Source organism: Burkholderia sp. AU38729, assembly GCF_020419725.1.
In the GTDB taxonomy this organism is placed as follows: Bacteria; Pseudomonadota; Gammaproteobacteria; order Burkholderiales; family Burkholderiaceae; genus Burkholderia.
On sequence record NZ_JAIZQO010000020.1, the window covers coordinates 25,597 to 41,300 of the forward strand.

17 protein-coding genes and 1 tRNA gene are annotated in these 15,704 nt (G+C 63.5%); 11 read left to right on the forward strand and 7 right to left on the reverse strand.

The genetic code is table 11. The annotated features are described in order from the left end of the window. Positions 1–347: 347 nt before the first annotated feature. Positions 348–1,490 (forward strand): branched-chain amino acid ABC transporter substrate-binding protein, encoded by a 1,143-nt coding sequence (locus LGM56_RS35005; protein ID WP_039346789.1) that lies wholly within the window; start codon positions 348–350, stop codon positions 1,488–1,490. 88 nt (positions 1,491–1,578) lie between these two features. Here LGM56_RS35005 and LGM56_RS35010 read toward each other — a convergent pair whose 3' ends face one another. After that, the gene (locus tag LGM56_RS35010) at positions 1,579–2,796 is read right to left on the reverse strand and encodes an MFS transporter (RefSeq protein ID WP_179243600.1); all 1,218 of its coding nucleotides are present in this window, start codon (positions 2,794–2,796) and stop codon (positions 1,579–1,581) included. A 249-nt stretch (positions 2,797–3,045) separates the two neighbouring features. On the opposite strand from LGM56_RS35010, the gene LGM56_RS35015 reads away from it, so the two are divergent. The 3 genes from LGM56_RS35015 (at position 3,046) to LGM56_RS35025 (ending at position 5,763) form a co-directional block, all read left to right on the forward strand. Next, a complete protein-coding gene (locus LGM56_RS35015; protein ID WP_226208054.1) occupies positions 3,046–3,705 on the forward strand; it encodes a HugZ family protein in 660 nt (219 codons plus the stop codon). Between the two features lie 365 nt (positions 3,706–4,070). Next, positions 4,071–4,364: an H-NS family nucleoid-associated regulatory protein gene (locus LGM56_RS35020; RefSeq protein ID WP_006491875.1), complete on the forward strand. Its 294-nt coding sequence runs from the start codon at positions 4,071–4,073 to the stop codon at positions 4,362–4,364. A gap of 241 nt (positions 4,365–4,605) precedes the next feature. After that, positions 4,606–5,763 carry a cation diffusion facilitator family transporter gene (locus LGM56_RS35025; protein WP_206150406.1) on the forward strand — a complete coding sequence of 386 codons (1,158 nt, stop codon included), beginning with the start codon at positions 4,606–4,608 and terminating at the stop codon, positions 5,761–5,763. Between the two features lie 48 nt (positions 5,764–5,811). Here LGM56_RS35025 and LGM56_RS35030 read toward each other — a convergent pair whose 3' ends face one another. From LGM56_RS35030 to LGM56_RS35040, 3 genes are all read right to left on the reverse strand, one after another. Beyond that, positions 5,812–6,282 (reverse strand): Lrp/AsnC family transcriptional regulator, encoded by a 471-nt coding sequence (locus tag LGM56_RS35030; RefSeq protein WP_011882933.1) that lies wholly within the window; start codon positions 6,280–6,282, stop codon positions 5,812–5,814. A 79-nt stretch (positions 6,283–6,361) separates the two neighbouring features. Next, positions 6,362–7,021: an exonuclease gene (locus LGM56_RS35035; RefSeq protein WP_089471951.1), complete on the reverse strand. Its 660-nt coding sequence runs from the start codon at positions 7,019–7,021 to the stop codon at positions 6,362–6,364. After that, positions 7,018–7,662, reverse strand: coding sequence for an MBL fold metallo-hydrolase (locus LGM56_RS35040; protein ID WP_043185095.1), 645 nt, complete (start codon positions 7,660–7,662; stop codon positions 7,018–7,020). Before LGM56_RS35040 ends, LGM56_RS35035 begins: the two co-directional genes overlap by 4 nt. A 657-nt stretch (positions 7,663–8,319) precedes the next feature. On the opposite strand from LGM56_RS35040, the gene LGM56_RS35045 reads away from it, so the two are divergent. Next, entirely contained in the window at positions 8,320–8,928 is a 609-nt protein-coding gene (locus LGM56_RS35045; protein ID WP_226208055.1) for a septal ring lytic transglycosylase RlpA family protein, read from the forward strand. Positions 8,929–9,036: 108 nt separating this feature from the next. On the opposite strand, the gene rsmI is transcribed toward LGM56_RS35045, so the two are convergent. Further along, a complete protein-coding gene (rsmI, locus tag LGM56_RS35050; RefSeq protein ID WP_226208056.1) occupies positions 9,037–9,918 on the reverse strand; it encodes a 16S rRNA (cytidine(1402)-2'-O)-methyltransferase in 882 nt (293 codons plus the stop codon). Between the two features lie 46 nt (positions 9,919–9,964). Here rsmI and LGM56_RS35055 point away from each other — a divergent pair, with 46 nt between their 5' ends. From LGM56_RS35055 to LGM56_RS35075, 5 genes are all read left to right on the forward strand, one after another. Beyond that, positions 9,965–10,393, forward strand: a complete 429-nt coding sequence (locus LGM56_RS35055; RefSeq protein WP_226208080.1) for a YraN family protein — start codon at positions 9,965–9,967, stop codon at positions 10,391–10,393. A 126-nt stretch (positions 10,394–10,519) separates the two neighbouring features. Further along, positions 10,520–11,104, forward strand: a complete 585-nt coding sequence (locus LGM56_RS35060) for an SIS domain-containing protein (RefSeq protein ID WP_069246887.1) — start codon at positions 10,520–10,522, stop codon at positions 11,102–11,104. 17 nt (positions 11,105–11,121) lie between these two features. After that, a complete protein-coding gene (locus LGM56_RS35065) occupies positions 11,122–11,922 on the forward strand; it encodes a BON domain-containing protein (RefSeq protein ID WP_089438996.1) in 801 nt (266 codons plus the stop codon). Positions 11,923–11,933: 11 nt separating this feature from the next. Further along, positions 11,934–12,281, forward strand: a complete 348-nt coding sequence (locus LGM56_RS35070; RefSeq protein ID WP_413226814.1) for a c-type cytochrome — start codon at positions 11,934–11,936, stop codon at positions 12,279–12,281. Between the two features lie 66 nt (positions 12,282–12,347). Beyond that, a tRNA-Ala gene (locus LGM56_RS35075) sits at positions 12,348–12,423 on the forward strand. An 845-nt stretch (positions 12,424–13,268) separates the two neighbouring features. Here LGM56_RS35075 and LGM56_RS35080 read toward each other — a convergent pair. Then, a complete protein-coding gene (locus LGM56_RS35080) occupies positions 13,269–14,096 on the reverse strand; it encodes a hypothetical protein (RefSeq protein WP_226208058.1) in 828 nt (275 codons plus the stop codon). Positions 14,097–14,297: 201 nt separating this feature from the next. Then, a complete protein-coding gene (locus tag LGM56_RS35085; RefSeq protein ID WP_226208059.1) occupies positions 14,298–14,753 on the reverse strand; it encodes a hypothetical protein in 456 nt (151 codons plus the stop codon). 482 nt (positions 14,754–15,235) lie between these two features. Between LGM56_RS35085 and LGM56_RS35090 the strand changes: the two genes are divergently transcribed. Then, the gene (locus LGM56_RS35090) at positions 15,236–15,664 is read left to right on the forward strand and encodes an antitoxin Xre/MbcA/ParS toxin-binding domain-containing protein (protein WP_226208081.1); all 429 of its coding nucleotides are present in this window, start codon (positions 15,236–15,238) and stop codon (positions 15,662–15,664) included. The last annotated feature ends 40 nt before the right edge of the window (positions 15,665–15,704 follow it).

Genomic DNA, 15,704 nt, shown 5'->3' on the forward strand with positions numbered 1-15,704 from the left:
ACCGAATCGAAATGCCCCCGGAATGTTTTAAAACGACCTTTCAGCAAGTCGCCTGGAATTAGCGGAAACCCTTATCCGGCGGGGCTCGCGGCGATATTCGAGGAGTCGTTCCAAAGCGTGCATATCGGTAGTGTTACCACTACCCCAAAAAAGTCCCACAAATTAATTTGATCACCTACACTTGCGCGCAAGTACGGACGGGCGGCTGCTAAAAGCGGCGGTTTTCACGTGCTTGAGGCCAAGTGCATGAACGATGCAACCGGCGAATCGTCCAGTGATTGCAAACACAGGGATGGCAGCGGGGCACCGGGCGATGGCGTTTATTGGGACCGAAACTGGAGACTTACATGAATATCAAGATGCAAAAGCTGTTGCCGATCACCGCGGCCGCGATGCTGTGCGCTGCAGCTGCGGGCAACGCAGCGGCCGATCAAGTCGTCAAGATCGGCCACGTCGCGCCCTTGACGGGCGGCATTGCACACCTGGGCAAGGACAACGAAAACGGCGCACGTCTCGCGGTTGAAGAGATCAACGCCAAGGGTCTCACGGTCGGCGGCCAGAAAATCACGCTGCAACTCGACCCGCAGGATGACGCGGCCGACCCGCGGCAGGCCACGCAGGTTGCGCAGAAGCTCGTCGACGACAAGGTCGTCGCGGTGGTCGGCCACCTGAACTCGGGCACGTCGATCCCGGCCTCGAAGATCTACAGCGATGCGGGCATCGTGCAGATCTCGCCGTCGGCGACCAACCCGGCCTACACGCAGCAGGGCTTCAAGACCACGTACCGCGTGGTGGCCACCGATGCGCAGCAGGGCCCGGCACTCGCGAACTACGCGCACTCGAAGGGCATCAAGAGCGTGGCCGTGGTCGACGATTCGACCGCATACGGCCAGGGTCTCGCGAACGAGTTCGAGAAGAAGGCCAAGGCGCTCGGCCTGAAGGTGGTGTCGCATGACGCGACGAACGACAAGGCGGTCGACTTCCGCGCGATTCTGACCAAGATCAAGGGCGAGAATCCGGACGCGATCATGTACGGCGGCATGGACGCCACCGGCGGCCCGTTCGCGAAGCAGGCGAAGCAGCTCGGCCTGCGCGCGAAGATCTTCGCGGGCGACGGCGTGTGCACGGAAAAGCTGGCCGACCTGGCCGGCGACGCGACCGACAACGTGGTGTGCTCGGAAGCCGGTGCTTCGCTCGAGAAGATGTCGGGCGGCGCGGCGTTCAAGGCGAAGTACGAGAAGCGCTTCGGCCAGCCGATCCAGATCTACGCACCGTTCACGTATGACGCCGTGTACATCATCGTCGATGCGATGAAGCGCGCGAACTCGGCGGATCCGGCGAAGATCCTCGCCGCGATGCCGGCGACGAACTACTCGGGCGTGATCGGCACGACGACCTTCGACTCGAAGGGCGACCTGCAGCACGGCGTGATCTCGCTGTACAACTACAAGGGCGGCAAGAAGTCGCTGCTCGACGAAGTGAAGATGTAACGATACAAGCGGTCAACAGAAGGGGTGAAAGCGCGCATGCGGCAACGCATGCGCGCTTTCTTTTTGGGCCGGCGCGCGCCGCGCCCCGTCAGATCTTCAGCCGCGCGAGCACCTTCGGCGCGACGGCCGCGACGAGCGCCGCGCACAGCGCGACGACGGACAGGCCGATCGTCAGGTTCGACGCCTGCGCGACGGCGCCGATCACGACCGGACCGAACAGCATGCCGAAATACGCGAGCCCGGCCACGTGCGCGAGCCCTTCGGCTGCATGGATGCCTTTCACGCGCGCGGCGGCCGCGAACAGCACCGGCATCATGTTCGCGAGGCCGAGGCCCATCAGCGTGAAGCCGGTCAGCACCGTGGCCGAATACGGCAGCAGCAGCGCGCCGATCATCCCCGCGCAGGCGAGCGACGCGCTCGCGAACACGAGTTGCGGCGCGCCGAAGCGGGCGCGCACGGCGTCGCCCGCGAAGCGCGCGATGGCCATCCCGCCCGAGAACGCGGCATAGGCGGCGCTGGCGAGCGCGGGGCTCGCCACGACGACGTCGCGCATGTAGACCGTCGCCCAGTCGTACATCGCGCCTTCGGCGATCAGCGCGACGAGCGCGATGCCGCCGAGCATCCACAACGCCGGCGAGCGCCAGCGGTTGCCGCCGCCGTGCGCGTGTTCGTGATGCGGCACATGCGGGAGCACGGCCGGGCTGGCGACCACGAGCACCGTCGCGCTGGTCGCCGCCGCGAGCGCGAGATGCACGGCCGGCGCCATGCCGGCCGACAACAGCGCGCCGCCGGCGGCCGCGCCGGCCATCCCGCCGATGCTGAACATGCCGTGCAGCGACGACATGATCGGCCTGCCGATCGCGATTTCGACCGCGCTGGCCTCGGCGTTCATCGCGACGTCGAGTGTCGCCATCGAGAAGCCGAACAGCGCGAGCACCGCCAGCAGCATCGGGTAGTCGGGCACGACGAGGATCAGCGCCGCGCAGGCCGACATCACGAGCCCGCCCGCGAGGCACGCGGTGCGCGAGCCGACGCGCGCGATCCAGCGCGCGATGGTCAGCATCGCGGCGATCGAGCCGACGGCGACCGCGAACAGCGCGATCGACAGCAGCCCGGGGCTCAGCGCGAACTTGTCGCGCACGGTCGGCACGTGCACGCCCCACGACGCGAACATCATGCCGGCGACGAAGAACAGCGCCATCGATGCCGCGCGGGCCCGCTGGCGGGCCGGCAGCGACAGCACGCGATGCGCGTCGGGCGGCGCGGCGAACGGGGACGACGATTCGGGGGAGGAGGATTCGGACACGATGACGCTCATCAAAGGAAATGCACGGACGCGTGCGGCGCCCGTCGGATCCGTCCGATTCTATCGAACCGCTTACGATCGTGCCGGGCGTTGGCCGTTCGGCCGATGATCCGGCGATGTCCCGGTGACCCGCGTTCGGCCGCATCGACTGCCTTGGCCGTTCGACCGATGCACGGCGCGCCGCGCCCGCGGGTAACATCGGAGCGCATGGCGTGCCCGGCGCGCCACCCTTCGACCGCAGGAGTCCTCTTGAACATCGATCCCGCTCTCGCCGTGCATCTGCTGCACCGCTGCGCGCTCGGCACGCTCGCCACCCATGCGCGCGATCCGCAGGGTTTCCCGTATCCGACGGTCGTCCCGTTTGCACCCGATGCAAGCCATCGTCCCGTGATCCTCGTGAGCGGCCTCGCGGAGCACACGCGCAATCTGGCCGCCGATCCGCGCGCGGGCTTCCTCGTCGTCGATGCGCCCGACGGCGACGTGTTGAACGCCGAGCGCGCGACGCTGCTCGGCCGGTTCGTGCCGCTCGGCGACGATCCGCACGTCACCGCGCGCTACTGTCGTTATGAGCCGGATGCCGCGCGCTATCTCGCGCTGGGCGATTTCACGTTCTGGGCACTCGATGTCGAGCGGCTGCGCTATATCGGCGGGTTCGGGCGCATGGGCTGGGTCGACGGCACGCATCTCGATACGCTGCCGCCGCTCGCGTTCGACGAGGAGCAGGCGTTATGGGACGCGTACGATGCCGGCGCGGCGCGCCGCGACGGGCTCGAATTGCTCGGCGTCGATCGCCACGGCGCCGACTGGCGACATGACGGCCGCCGCGTGCGTACGCCGTTTGATATGCCATTGGCCGATGCGGGCGAATGGCGCGAGCGGCTGATTGCGTGCGCGCGGGATGTGACGTGACGTCGCGGATACCGGCGGGTCCGCGCCGAGCCCGTTTAGCGAGGCGCGCCATCCGATTTTCGTAAAACTGTCGTCCGATGAAAGCTTCTATTTTTCAAATGCAGGGTAATTGCGTATGTTGATAGACCTAATAGCCAATCGCTAATGTCCTAATCTCTGTGTAGGAACGTAAAAATTTGAGAAAAGGCCGCGGCCGGTCAAAATGACACGTGTGAATTCCAATTGATCTCGGGATTTTCATGAATCCCGCTTCTATCAAATCTTTTTTGTGCTAATCTCTGCCTTCGAAAATCCGAGGCACATATATTTCATGAATGGTGAGCTGGCTGCAGACCGGCGCCATTGGTCAGATAGAAAGGGAAACTATGTCTTCTTACAAGGACCTGCTGGCCCAGCGGGAGAAGCTGGAGAAGCAAATCGAAGAAGCAAAGTCGCGTGAATACGCTGAAGTGCTGAATGACGTGAAGCAGAAAATTGCCGACTACGGCTTTTCGCTCGCCGAACTCGGTCTCAGCCGCGCGAAGGCAGGTAAGGTTGGTCGTCCGCGCGCAGGCGTTGCCGCGAAATACCGCGATCCGGAAACGGGCGCGACGTGGTCGGGCCGCGGCAAGCCGCCGCGCTGGATCGCCGGCAAGAACCGCGAACAGTTTGCGATTTAAACGCCCGTTTAAATAGCCTGTTCTTCAAAAGAGCCGCGTGTCCGTTAAGGAGCGCGGCTTTTTTGTTTTCAGCGGTCGCCGCGCACATGGCGTTGTCATGAAAATGTAATGATGGGGCGTGAATGAAAATACGACCCGTTCGCATAAGCGGTTGATTTAAATAAGAAATTTGTGGGTATTGGCGGGGTTCACGGGGCGCCCTTGATAGAATCGGGTATCGCTCACCGATATCTCATATTTCATGTCCACGTTTTCCGGCGACGCGCAGAGCGCAGATAAGCACGCGGTTGCACGCAAGAGCACGTTCGTCAGTATTGTGCTGAATGTCGTGCTTGCGACATTTCAGATCGTCGTCGGCGTGATTGCCCATTCGCAGGCATTGATTGCTGACGGGGTGCATTCGATTTCCGATTTGATCTCGGATTTTGTCGTGCTGGTTGCGAATCGGCATAGCGGCGCATCGCCGGATGCCGACCACAATTACGGCCACAGCCGCTACGAGACCGTCGCCTCGCTGTTTCTCGGCGCGATCCTGATTGCGGTTGGCGTCGGCATGCTGTGGCGGGCCGGCGACCGCCTCGTTAATCTCGAAAACATTCCGGCGGTACATTTTTCCGCGCTGATCGTCGCGCTGACGGTGCTCGTGTCGAAAGAGGCGCTGTTTCGCTACATGCTGCGCGAAGCGCGGCGCGTCCGTTCGGCGATGCTCGTCGCGAACGCATGGCATGCGCGTTCGGATGCCGCGTCGTCGCTCGTCGTCGCGATCGGCATCGTCGGCAGCCTGGCCGGCGTGCGGCTGCTCGACCCGATCGCGGCGGCGATCGTCGGTTTCATGGTGGCGCGCATGGGCTGGACGTTCGGCTATGACGCGTTGCAGGATCTCTCCGACCGCGCGCTCGATACGACCGATACGGCCGAGATCCGCGCGCTGCTCGCGGCGACCCCGGGCGTGCGCGACGTGCACGACCTGCGCACGCGCAAGATGGGCGACGCCGCGCTCGTCGACGCGCACATCCTCGTCGATCCGAAAATCTCCGTCTCCGAAGGGCACTACATCGCCGAGACCGCGCGTGCGCGCGTGCTGAACGACCCTCGCGTGCTCGATGCGCTGATCCACGTCGATCCCGAGAACGACGCGGCGCGCCGTCCGGCGCTCGCGCTGCCGCCGCGCGGCGAGATCGTGGCACGGCTCGAGGCCGCGCTCGCGCAGCGCGGGCTGCATGCGGCGGCCATCAACCTGCATTACCTGAGTACGGGGCTCGAGATCGACGTGACGCTTGCCTGCGATCCGCACGAGACGGATGCGGCGCTGGCTGGCCGGCTCGACGCCGACGCGCTGAAGCGCGAGTTCGGCGCGCGCCGGATCGGCTTCACGCGCACGATGCCCGCGCAGGCGTGACCCGCCGCGGGCGCGCGGGATGGACGGCCGCCAGCGCGCGCCGGCGCGTTACAGCGGCAGTTGCGTGTCGAACTTGATCTCGCGCAGCACGACGCTCGTGCGTACCTGCGACACGGCGGGGATCTTGAAGATGCGTTCGTGCAGGAACACGTCGTAGGCCTTGATGTCCGGCGCGACGATCTTGAGGATGTAATCGGCTTCGCCGGTCGTGCTGTAGCACTCGGTGACTTCCGGGCAGGTCGAGATCTCGCGCTCGAACTGCTCGACGCCGCCTTCGTTGTGGCGGGTCAGGTGCACGTGCGCGAGCGCGCAGACGTGCAGGCCGAGCTTCTCGCGATCGAGCAGCGCCGTGTAGCGCTGGATCACGCCCGACTGTTCCATGTCCTTGATGCGGCGCCAGCACGGCGTGCTCGACAGGCCGACCTGGTCCGAGATTTCCTGGACCGAGCGGCGCGCGTCGAGCTGCAACAGGCGAAGGATTTTTTGCGAAAAGGAATCGAGCGTCACCTGCGCCTCCATGCGGCAACTACAACACGCTGAATGTTAGAGGGCCGGGAAAGGAAAGGCAATCTGGCGTCGCGTTGTTGAGCGAGATTCGCTAATTTGCTCGCGGATCCGTGGGATTTTGTCCCGCGCCTGCGCTTTCCGACCGATCGGTGTCCGACACCGCGAGGCCCGCGAGCGCGGCCTGCTGGCGGCGCAGGTCGGCCAGCATGTTGCAGAACAGCGCGCCTTGCTCGATCGCGTCGTCGAGCGCGACGTGCGTGTGCGGATGGTCGTCGAACCAGTGCTTCGGAAAGCGCGGCTTGATCGCCTTGCGGTACGGCAGGCCCGTCATCGCGAACGCGAGCGTCTTGATGTCGAGCGCCGACCACGAGAACGGGCAGCGGCCCGCGAAGCGCATCATGTACCAGAACATGAACGTGAAATCGAAGCCCGCCGGCATCGCGACGAACACCGGCTTGCCGGGCAACGCCTCGACCCAGTCGACGTACGCGAGCAGCGCCGCTTCGGGCGCCTGCAGGTCCTTTCGGCACGCGGCCCATGCTTCGGGCTCGGTCTTCCACCACGCTTCCTGCACCGGGTGCGCCTGCGCGCCCGGCAGCGTGTCGAGATTGGCCGAGAACGTCGCGATCAGCTGCTTGTCCTCGGTATAGGCGGCCGACGCGAAGCTCAGCATCGAGTGCGGGCCGGGAATCGGGCCGTCGGCCTCGACATCGGTGCTGACGTAGATTTCCGGGATGGCGGTCTGGTTCATCCGAATACCTTGTCGGACACGAACGGGTTGGTGCGGCGCTCGTCGCCGAACGTCGACACCGGGCCATGGCCCGGCACGAACGTCACGTCGTCGCCGAGCGGCCACAGCTTCTCCTTGATCGACCGGACGAGATCCTCGTGATTGCCGCGCGGGAAATCGGTACGGCCGATCGAGCCCGCGAACAGCACGTCGCCGACGATCGCGACGCGATGCGCGCGGCTGAAGAACACGACGTGGCCGGGCGTGTGGCCCGGGCAGTGATAGACCTCGAGCGTCTCGTCGCCGAACTGCACGGTGTCGCCGTCGTTCAGCCAGTGATCCGGCTCGAAGGTTTCGGCGGCAGGAAAGCCGAAGCGTTCGCTCTGCATCGGCAGCTTCTCGATCCAGAAGCGCTCTTCTTCCTGCGGCCCCTCGATCGGCACGCCGTAATGCGTCGCGAGCGTCTTCGCGCCCGCGCAGTGATCGATGTGCCCGTGCGTGAGCAGCACCTTCTCGACCTGCACGTTCTGCCGCGCGACTTCCTGTTCGATCCGGTCGAGATCGCCGCCCGGATCGACGACGGCGGCGCGGCCCGTTTTTTCGCAGACGAGCAGCGAGCAGTTCTGCTGGAACGGCGTGACCGGAATGAGCGTGACTTTCATGGAGGCACCGGCGGCTAAAAGGAGCGATTGTACCGGTCGCGCGTGCCGCCTGCCGGTCGCGCGACGCGCGTCGCGGTGCACGCCTCCGGGCATTCCCGGAGCATGTCGATTGTTACAGCCATAGTGAGAATCAATGATCCCCGACGGGCGCTTTTCGGGACAACCTTTTGGTTTATGTATAATGCGCCCCATTGCACGTGAATTTCACGCAATTCGCTGGTGTTTCGGCCCCGTTAAAAAAGGGGCGTCGGAGGCACCGTCAAGCATCAGCCGCCGGGGAGTCCGGCGGTGTATCCAGCACCGAATATTCGGTGCTCACGTCTTGTCCGGCCGGGTGCTGCGCGCCCGCCTGCGGCCCTGCTGCCGCGCCGCCGGATGGGGCCTGTGCCGCCGTTCCTGTGAGTCGGTCGTTTCGACGCGCGCGAACGTGAAGCCATGTTCGATGGCGGCATGTGGGGTCTGGTCAGGCTGTTGGGGACAGGTTGTGCCAGACGTGAAAGCTAATCAGGACGGTTGCGGCCTAGACGAAAGCCGCGCCCATGCTAGCCGCCTGCTCGCATCCGAGCGGGGCGTGCACGCATTTGCCGTCCGGGCCGCATATCTGCGCCGTGAATCGGCGTGATGAAGCAGCGGCCCGAACCAGAAGGCGACACGTCGATGAATTTACGTTTTCCGAGTCGATTCGGGACCATTGCATTGTTTTTTGCGCTGACGGGCTGCGCGGTGCCACCCAGCCAGACCACCGGTAGCGCGAACCAGAAGAAAGCGGTCGACAAGACGGCCGCCGCCGCGAAGGCGGATAGCGACAAGCAGTTGAATTTTGATTCCGCGCTGGCATCGATGCCGGCTGCCGACAGCAAGGACGCGAAGAAGTCGTCGCTGGCGGACGCCGAGCCGATCGACGGCAAGGATGTGTCGGATTTCCGCCAGACGGGCCGCGCATCGTGGTACGGGCGGGATTTCCACGGCCGCCGCACCGCGAACGGCGAGCGCTTCAACATGAACGCACTCACCGCCGCACACCGCACGCTGCCGCTGTCGTCGTACATCAAGGTGACGAATTCGTCGACCGGCAAGTGGGTCGTCGTGAAAGTCAACGATCGCGGGCCGTTCAAGCGCGGCCGCGTGCTCGACCTGTCGTATGCGGCCGCCAAGATGATCGGCCTCGTGCACGCCGGCACGGGCCGCGTGAAGATCGAAGGGCTGTCGCCGCAGGAAGCGCGCGAGGCTCGCGACGAAATGTTCGCGTCGGTCTCGGCGAAGTAACGCAGCGGCTCGACCGCTCATGCAAAAGGGCTGCCCGAGGGCAGCCCTTTGTCTTTCCTGCGCGGCGCGATGCCGGTGCCGGCTTCCCGGTGCCGGCCGCCTCGCGCGTCAGCTTTCGTCCTTCAGCACCAGCGCACGCGCATACAGCGTGTTGCGCGACGCGCCCGTCAGCGCGGCCGCGAGCTTGGCCGCGCTCTTCACCGGCACCTCTTCCAGCAGCAGCTTGAGCAGCGCGTCGTGCGCGGTGTCGTCGGCTTCGCCGCTCTTCGCCGGGGCGCCTTCGACCACCAGCACGAACTCGCCGCGCTGCCGGTTCGCATCGCCGGCGAGCCAGGTCTGTCCTTCGGCCAGGGTGCCCTGGAACAACTGCTCGTGTAGCTTGGTGAGCTCGCGCGCGATCAGCAGCCGGCGCGCGGGGCCGAATGCGTCGGTGAGTGCGGCGACGGTTTCGGCAATCCGGTGCGGCGCCTCGTAGAACACCAGCGCATACGGGTGCGATACCAGCGCCTGCAGCGCGGTCGCGCGCTGCTTCGTCTTAGGCGGCAGGAAGCCCGCGAACGTGAACGCGCCGGCCCAGTCGCCGGCCACGCTCAGCGCGGTCACCGCCGCGCTCGCGCCCGGCAGCGGGATCACCGCGAAGCCGGCGGCGCGCACCGCGTCGACGAGCCGCGCGCCGGGGTCCGAGATGCCGGGCGTGCCGGCGTCCGATACGTAGGCCACGCGCTCGCCGCCGCGCAGCAGTTCGATCACGCGTTGCGCGGCTTCGCGTTCGTTGTGCTCGTGCACGGCGACGAGCGGTTTCGAGATCCCGTAGCGGGCGAGCAGCTGGCCCGTGTTGCGGGTGTCTTCGGCCGCGATGCGGTCGGCGAGGCCGAGCACGTGCAGCGCGCGCAGCGTGATGTCGGCGGTGTTGCCGATCGGCGTGGCGACCACGTAGAGGGCAGCGTCCGGGTAGTGCTGCGTGTGCGCGAGTTCGAGGAGGGCAGTCATGGCAGGCAATGCGCGCAATCGCGGCGCAAGCGGAACAAGGACGGCATTGTGCCACGCGGCGCCGGCCCGGCCGGGCGACGGGTGCGGTTTGGTGCGCGCCGGCGACAACTTTTCGGATGCGGCGCGATCCAAACCGGTCGGCGCGGCGTTCGAGCTGCGCGCGCGGCAGTTTCTCGAACGCCGCGGCCTCGGGTTCGTTGCGGCGAACGTGACGATGCGCGGCGGTGAGCTCGATCTCGTGATGCGCGAGCCCGACGGCATGCTCGTGTTCGTCGAGGTGCGCGCGCGGCGCAGCGCCCGGCACGGCGGCGCGGCCGCGAGCGTCGGCTGGCGCAAGCGGCATCGCCTGGTGGCGGCCGCGCTCCAGTTCTGGGCGCGGCACGGCGCCGGCGCCGCGTGCCGCTTCGACGTCGTCGCGTTCGAGGCCGGCCGGCTCGCGTGGCTGCGCGACGCATTTCGTGCCGACGATGCGTAGCGGCGAGCTGTGACGAGATGTAAAGAGTTCTTGCCGGACCCCTGGAGAGGGTGCCGGAGTACGGTAAACTCGCCGCACCCACGATGTCGCGCGATGCGTGCCACGCGCCCAGTTCACCAGGAATCGATGTCAGTCGAACGTATTCAGCAACATTTCCGCGACAGCGCCGCGCTTCACGCCGAAGCGGCCGACGCGCTGTCGCTGCCGATCGCAGCCGCGGTCGATGCGATGTTCGCCGCGCTGGCGAACGGCAACAAGATCGTCGCGTGCGGTGACGGCCCGTCGGCCGCCGCCGCGCACTACCTCGCCGTGTCGCTCGTCGGCGGCTTCGAGCGCGAGCGCCCGGGCCTGCCCGCGATCGCGCTGGCCACCGACGCGTCGCAGGGCGGCCTCGCGGGCGCGGTGTCCGCCGATCAGCTGTTCGCTCAGCAGGTGCGCGTACTCGGCCAGACCGGCGACATCCTGCTGGTGCTCGATCCGGCCGGCGCGTCGCCGCGCGTGCTGGCGGCGATCGACGAAGCGCACGAGCGCGAGATGACCGTCGTCGCGCTGACGGGCGGCGACGGCCATGCGGTCGCCGCCGCGCTGTCCGATACCGATATTCCGATCAGCGTGCCCGCCGTTCGCGCGGCGCGCATCCACGAAGTCCATCTGCTGACCATCCACTGCCTGTGCGACGGCATCGACGCGATGCTGCTGGGTGAGGATTGAACGAAGGAGAGCCGTCGATGAATCAAAGCCGCGTCAAACAGACGCTCGTCAGAACCACGCTGCTCGCTGCGCTGACGGCGGGCCTCGCCGTGTCGCTGCAAGGTTGTGTGCTCGGGGTCGTGGGCGCAGCGGCCGGCGGCGGCGCGCTGATCGCGACCGATCGCCGTACGCTCGGCGCGCAGACGGAAGATCGCGAGATCCAGGTCAAGTCGCTCACGCAGATCAACAACGGGCTGCCCGACCAGTCGCACGTGAACGTGACGGTGTTCAACCGGCGCGTGCTGCTGACGGGCGAAGTGCCGAACGATGCATCGAAGCAGCGCGCCGAGGAAATCGTGCGCGGCATCAACAACGTGAACGGCATCGTCAACGAGCTGTCGGTCGAGCCGGCGTCGTCGCTGTCGTCGCGCGCGAACGACTCGTACCTCGAAGGGCGCGTGAAGTCCGAGCTGATCGCGACGAAGGGCATCTCGTCGAACTACTACAAGGTCGTCAGCGAGCGCGGCAACCTTTACCTGATGGGGCTCGTGACGGTCGACGAGGGCAATCGCGGCGCGGAAGCCGCCAGCCAGGTGCCGGGCGTCGAGAAGGTCGTGAAGGTGTTCCAGTACGTGAAGCCGCAGGACGCGCAGGCGCTGCAGAACGCAGCGCCCGCGAGCGGCGCATCCGGCGCGCAGGCTGCCGCCGCGCCGGCGGATACCGCGACGGTGGGCGCCGTGCCCGACGCGTCGGTGCAGTCCACGCCGCTGCAGCCGCCCGCACCGATCTCGAATTCGTCGAACGTGCATCCGGGCAACCCGAAGGCCCCGTCGCAATGAAGAACAGGCAGATGAAGCAGATGAAACAGTGGATGGTGCAGGGCGCCGCGGCCGCGGCGCTCGTGGCGGGTACGCTGGGCGTCGCGCGCGCGGATGTCGGTGACGGGCTGAAGGTCGCGCGCGGCAACGCGTGCATGGGCTGCCACGCGGTCGACCGCAAGCTCGTCGGCCCGTCGTTCAAGGATATTGCCGCCCGCTACAAGGCCGATCCGCAGGCCGTGGCCAAGCTGTCGAAGAAGGTGAAGGAGGGCGGCTCGGGCGTCTGGGGTGCGATTCCGATGCCCGCGCACCCGCGCATGAGCGACGCCGACGTGCGTTCGGTGGTCGAATGGGTGCTGGCTGGCGCGCCGTCAAAGTAAGGTTTCAGGGGCGCTTCATCCCCTATTGCCAAGCGCAGAAATGCGTGTGTATGATGGTTGACTGTTGGGGCGGTAGCTCAGCTGGGAGAGCGTCGCGTTCGCAATGCGAAGGTCGGGAGTTCGATCCTCCTCCGCTCCACCAACGGAATTCGAAGGCCCGATCGCAATGAGACAGGAAGCATAATTTTGCATCAGGTGCAAAGTTATGCCTCCGTTGACAAAGTGCAGCCTTATGCTTCGCAAACAAAAAGCCGGCCTTGAGCCGGCTTTTTGTTTGGTCGCACTGATCTGCATAGTGAGGCTAGAGCGCCTAGCTGACCTGCATCATCCACACAAATCACCTGTCCCACATTCTTGTCAGCGGCGTCACGTGTCCCCGAGGATGCATTCGTGACGCGGCTGTACTTCTTGTCATGCGCACACCCCTTGTGACGTGGACGAGCTCGTCATCCACGGTGTCAATCGGCGTCAACGGGAACTCTACATTGAACACTACGGAGCTTTTTCGTAAGTGATTGAATATTAATGGTTTGCGTGGTCTTTTGAGCGAACGTGGAACCCTACATTCGATCTAGCCGACCATCGTGGCACGCCGAAGATCCTTCGAGTCGTTGGTTCCGGAGGATCGCCTATTCGATCAATTGCTCGAGCGCGCGATACGCGTCGCAACAGCCGCGCCAGGCCAAGGAAGATCACACTAGGCGAGAGAAGATTGCCAGCAGACAATCCATCAATGTCTGAGTATCGGTGAATTGCCCCCGTACGACCTATGTGGTGCCTCGCCTTCTATAGCTGCAGGAGTAGAGGGCCCCGATCGACCGCCATCAAGACAATCCCCCCAGCGGAGCGAGGGATGGCAACTGCTGGACTAGGTGAGCGGTGGCCTGCTGTCGCGAGATCGAGCCCACTGCTCTGGGGGGCAGAAGAATGAGTGCGGCAATGAATCATGACGCTTCGCCAGCACGTGCTGTGGTGGTTTGCCGTTGGTCACTTGACGTCCGTTACATGGGAAACGCGGACGATGATGTCCCATTTGTTGAACGTTGCATATGAAACTACGCCGTTGTCGTGCAATCGGAAGGGGACGGAGCTATCGACGCCGGGATACTTGGCTGCCTTTTCATAGTCGGCTACGTAGGCGAACAGCCTAACAATTCGTGGTTGATGAATCGTTTGCAACCACCAGCCTGCGACTGTGCTAATTAATATGGCCAATACTGCTGCTCCCGCAGCATGGCCGAGAGCGGCCCAAATTAACTGCTTTCTATCGTTTGCAATCGAAATCCGTAGCGTTGAGTTGCTTGGTAAAAATTTTGCACTCGTGGTTATAATTAAATTGATTGTCGGGTGCGTGGAAATAGTGGCAAACATTGCGGCTAAAAGCATCAGTGTATAAATGGCTAGGGCGAGGAGAGCGGTACCTGCAAGCCAAGTGCCTGGGTAGCAAAGAAGCGTCCAGAGGGTCAGTGTTATGGGGAAATCGCCGGACGGCAACTGGAACGCATCCGAAACAATATATTTAGCAGGGATGCTTGAAAGTGCTAGCACTATTGCGTGATAGAGAGCTAGTAAACCTTTTCCGTATATGGTTCGAGCCGAGTTCGCTAGTATGGGGCGGGCTCGAATGCAGAAGCCTAATCCGAATGAGATCGCACTGATTGCCTCTAGAGTGATTGTGTACCATGCCCCTTGTTTGAGTGCTAGCAGAAGAATGATTGTTGGAGCTAATGCCGCGAAACCGATGAGATAGAGTGTCCGGGATCTGGTGGCATCCGGTGTGTGCATCGTGGTATCGGTTGTTGCGTCGTTTTCCATGTTTTAAGTTGCGAGAATTGTGATGGTATGATTTTTTTTATGTATTTGCTATGGTTTTTATAAATGTTCACCAGTGTTGTTTGTCACGATTCCATATGAACGGAAATCGGTGATCTGTTGGGGCGGCTGAAGTCATTAAAAGGAAATCGAAGGTTGGCGCACAAAGAACGTCTTCTTTGCGTGCCAACGAGTCGGTGCTGGTTAGGTGGCCTCGGGGAAGGCAGTTAGCATTGCACGTATCTGATAGGCATTCGGAGGGGGGAAGCCTTTCGTTTGCCAGTGGTGGTCTGCAGGAATCGGTGAAAAATCGATCAGGTGTGACGCGTTGGGTTCGGCTCCGCGGGCTGGCTTTTTGTAGATCGCGCTCATAAAGCGAAAATTCCCATTGAATCGAATCCATAAATCATCAATGTGCTCGATGCGGGAGTCGAACCAAAACCGGAGCCACTCTGGGCGAAGTGCTGCACCTTTCGCACCACGGGGCGGAGGATGGTCCGCTGTAGCGAGGAAGATGTAGGGTATTAACCATTCTTCGAGGCCGTTGCGATACCAGAAACGCTTACGATCGGCTTGGCGCACAAATTCCACAAAAGTGTGAATTTCGGCAACTCGGGCAATAGAGAGGATCATGCCCCAATGCTGTTGCCAATTAAGCATGAAGCTGGCGCGTAGTGCTCTACCGTGGGCGTCGTCCTCTATCGCACGCGGTAACAAATCGTAGCGTCGAGCGGCCGGCTGGCTTAACGGGCACCAAGGGCGAGCCGGACTACTGACATGCGCCCAATGACCTCGCTCAGGGAAATCTTCCGCGACAGTATGTGCGTCATGGTCGCACGCGTAGCAATGCATTTCAGGGCGTCTGCGTAACCGCATAGCCACGTCATACTTGGGTCCAAATTCCTTAACATATCGAGCGACTGTATACGTTTGACCATCGGCACGGTTCAAGGCTTTCTTCATGGTTCTTCGAACGATAGAGATTGCATGGCGCTGACGAAACTTCAGCAACAATGGATCATTGGCTAGTCTTAGTATTGTCGGCAGGCTTACGCCTAGCTTGAATTCTGGCACCAATTTAACGCGCGTGACTGCTGCAGAGTTGCGCCTCCGTCCCGTGACTTGAACAGGAGGACTCCATGATCTCGTTGGTATCCCCCGAAGCCATTGCGGAGGTGATGGCGTTGCGCCCGGTGCCCCAGAGCCTTGCCGAATTGGAGGCCCGAATCTACGAGGGTCTACCTATATCAGCGCTGCGCGCCAGCGTCGATTCCGCGACTAGTAGCGGAGAGGCGCGGCGTGCGCTGCTTGCACGGATCATTTCAAAGTCGACCTACAGCCGGCGCAACAAGCGGCTTACTCGCGATGAGTCAGAGAAGGCTGAGAGATTGGCACGTGTTGTTGCGACAGCGTCCCACATGTGGGGGAATTTGGAAGACGCCCGACAGTTTCTTGCTACCCCTCATCCACTGCTCGACGGGCGTGCGCCACTTGAAGTTGGTCTGACGGAATTGCGCGCGCGCCGTGTCGAAGAACTGCTATGGAAACTCTTCTACGGACTACCAGCATGATGTCGTGGGCGGATAGGCGAGCGTAATCATATCGAAAGAT

Excerpts from the sequence above, each read along its gene's own strand:
- LGM56_RS35030 (WP_011882933.1), bottom strand. The coding sequence starts at position 6,282 with ATGGAGGCGCAGGTGACGCTCGATTCCTTTTCGCAAAAAATCCTTCGC.
- LGM56_RS35025 (WP_206150406.1), top strand. The coding sequence starts at position 4,606 with ATGTCCACGTTTTCCGGCGACGCGCAGAGCGCAGATAAGCACGCGGTT.
- LGM56_RS35045 (WP_226208055.1), top strand. The coding sequence starts at position 8,320 with ATGAATTTACGTTTTCCGAGTCGATTCGGGACCATTGCATTGTTTTTT.
- LGM56_RS35005 (WP_039346789.1), top strand. The coding sequence starts at position 348 with ATGAATATCAAGATGCAAAAGCTGTTGCCGATCACCGCGGCCGCGATG.
- LGM56_RS35060 (WP_069246887.1), top strand. The coding sequence starts at position 10,520 with ATGTCAGTCGAACGTATTCAGCAACATTTCCGCGACAGCGCCGCGCTT.
- LGM56_RS35020 (WP_006491875.1), top strand. The coding sequence starts at position 4,071 with ATGTCTTCTTACAAGGACCTGCTGGCCCAGCGGGAGAAGCTGGAGAAG.
- LGM56_RS35040 (WP_043185095.1), bottom strand. The coding sequence starts at position 7,662 with ATGAAAGTCACGCTCATTCCGGTCACGCCGTTCCAGCAGAACTGCTCG.
- LGM56_RS35035 (WP_089471951.1), bottom strand. The coding sequence starts at position 7,021 with ATGAACCAGACCGCCATCCCGGAAATCTACGTCAGCACCGATGTCGAG.
- LGM56_RS35080 (WP_226208058.1), bottom strand. The coding sequence starts at position 14,096 with ATGGAAAACGACGCAACAACCGATACCACGATGCACACACCGGATGCC.
- LGM56_RS35085 (WP_226208059.1), bottom strand. The coding sequence starts at position 14,753 with ATGCTTAATTGGCAACAGCATTGGGGCATGATCCTCTCTATTGCCCGA.
- rsmI (WP_226208056.1), bottom strand. The coding sequence starts at position 9,918 with ATGACTGCCCTCCTCGAACTCGCGCACACGCAGCACTACCCGGACGCT.
- LGM56_RS35065 (WP_089438996.1), top strand. The coding sequence starts at position 11,122 with ATGAATCAAAGCCGCGTCAAACAGACGCTCGTCAGAACCACGCTGCTC.
- LGM56_RS35070 (WP_413226814.1), top strand. The coding sequence starts at position 11,934 with ATGAAGCAGATGAAACAGTGGATGGTGCAGGGCGCCGCGGCCGCGGCG.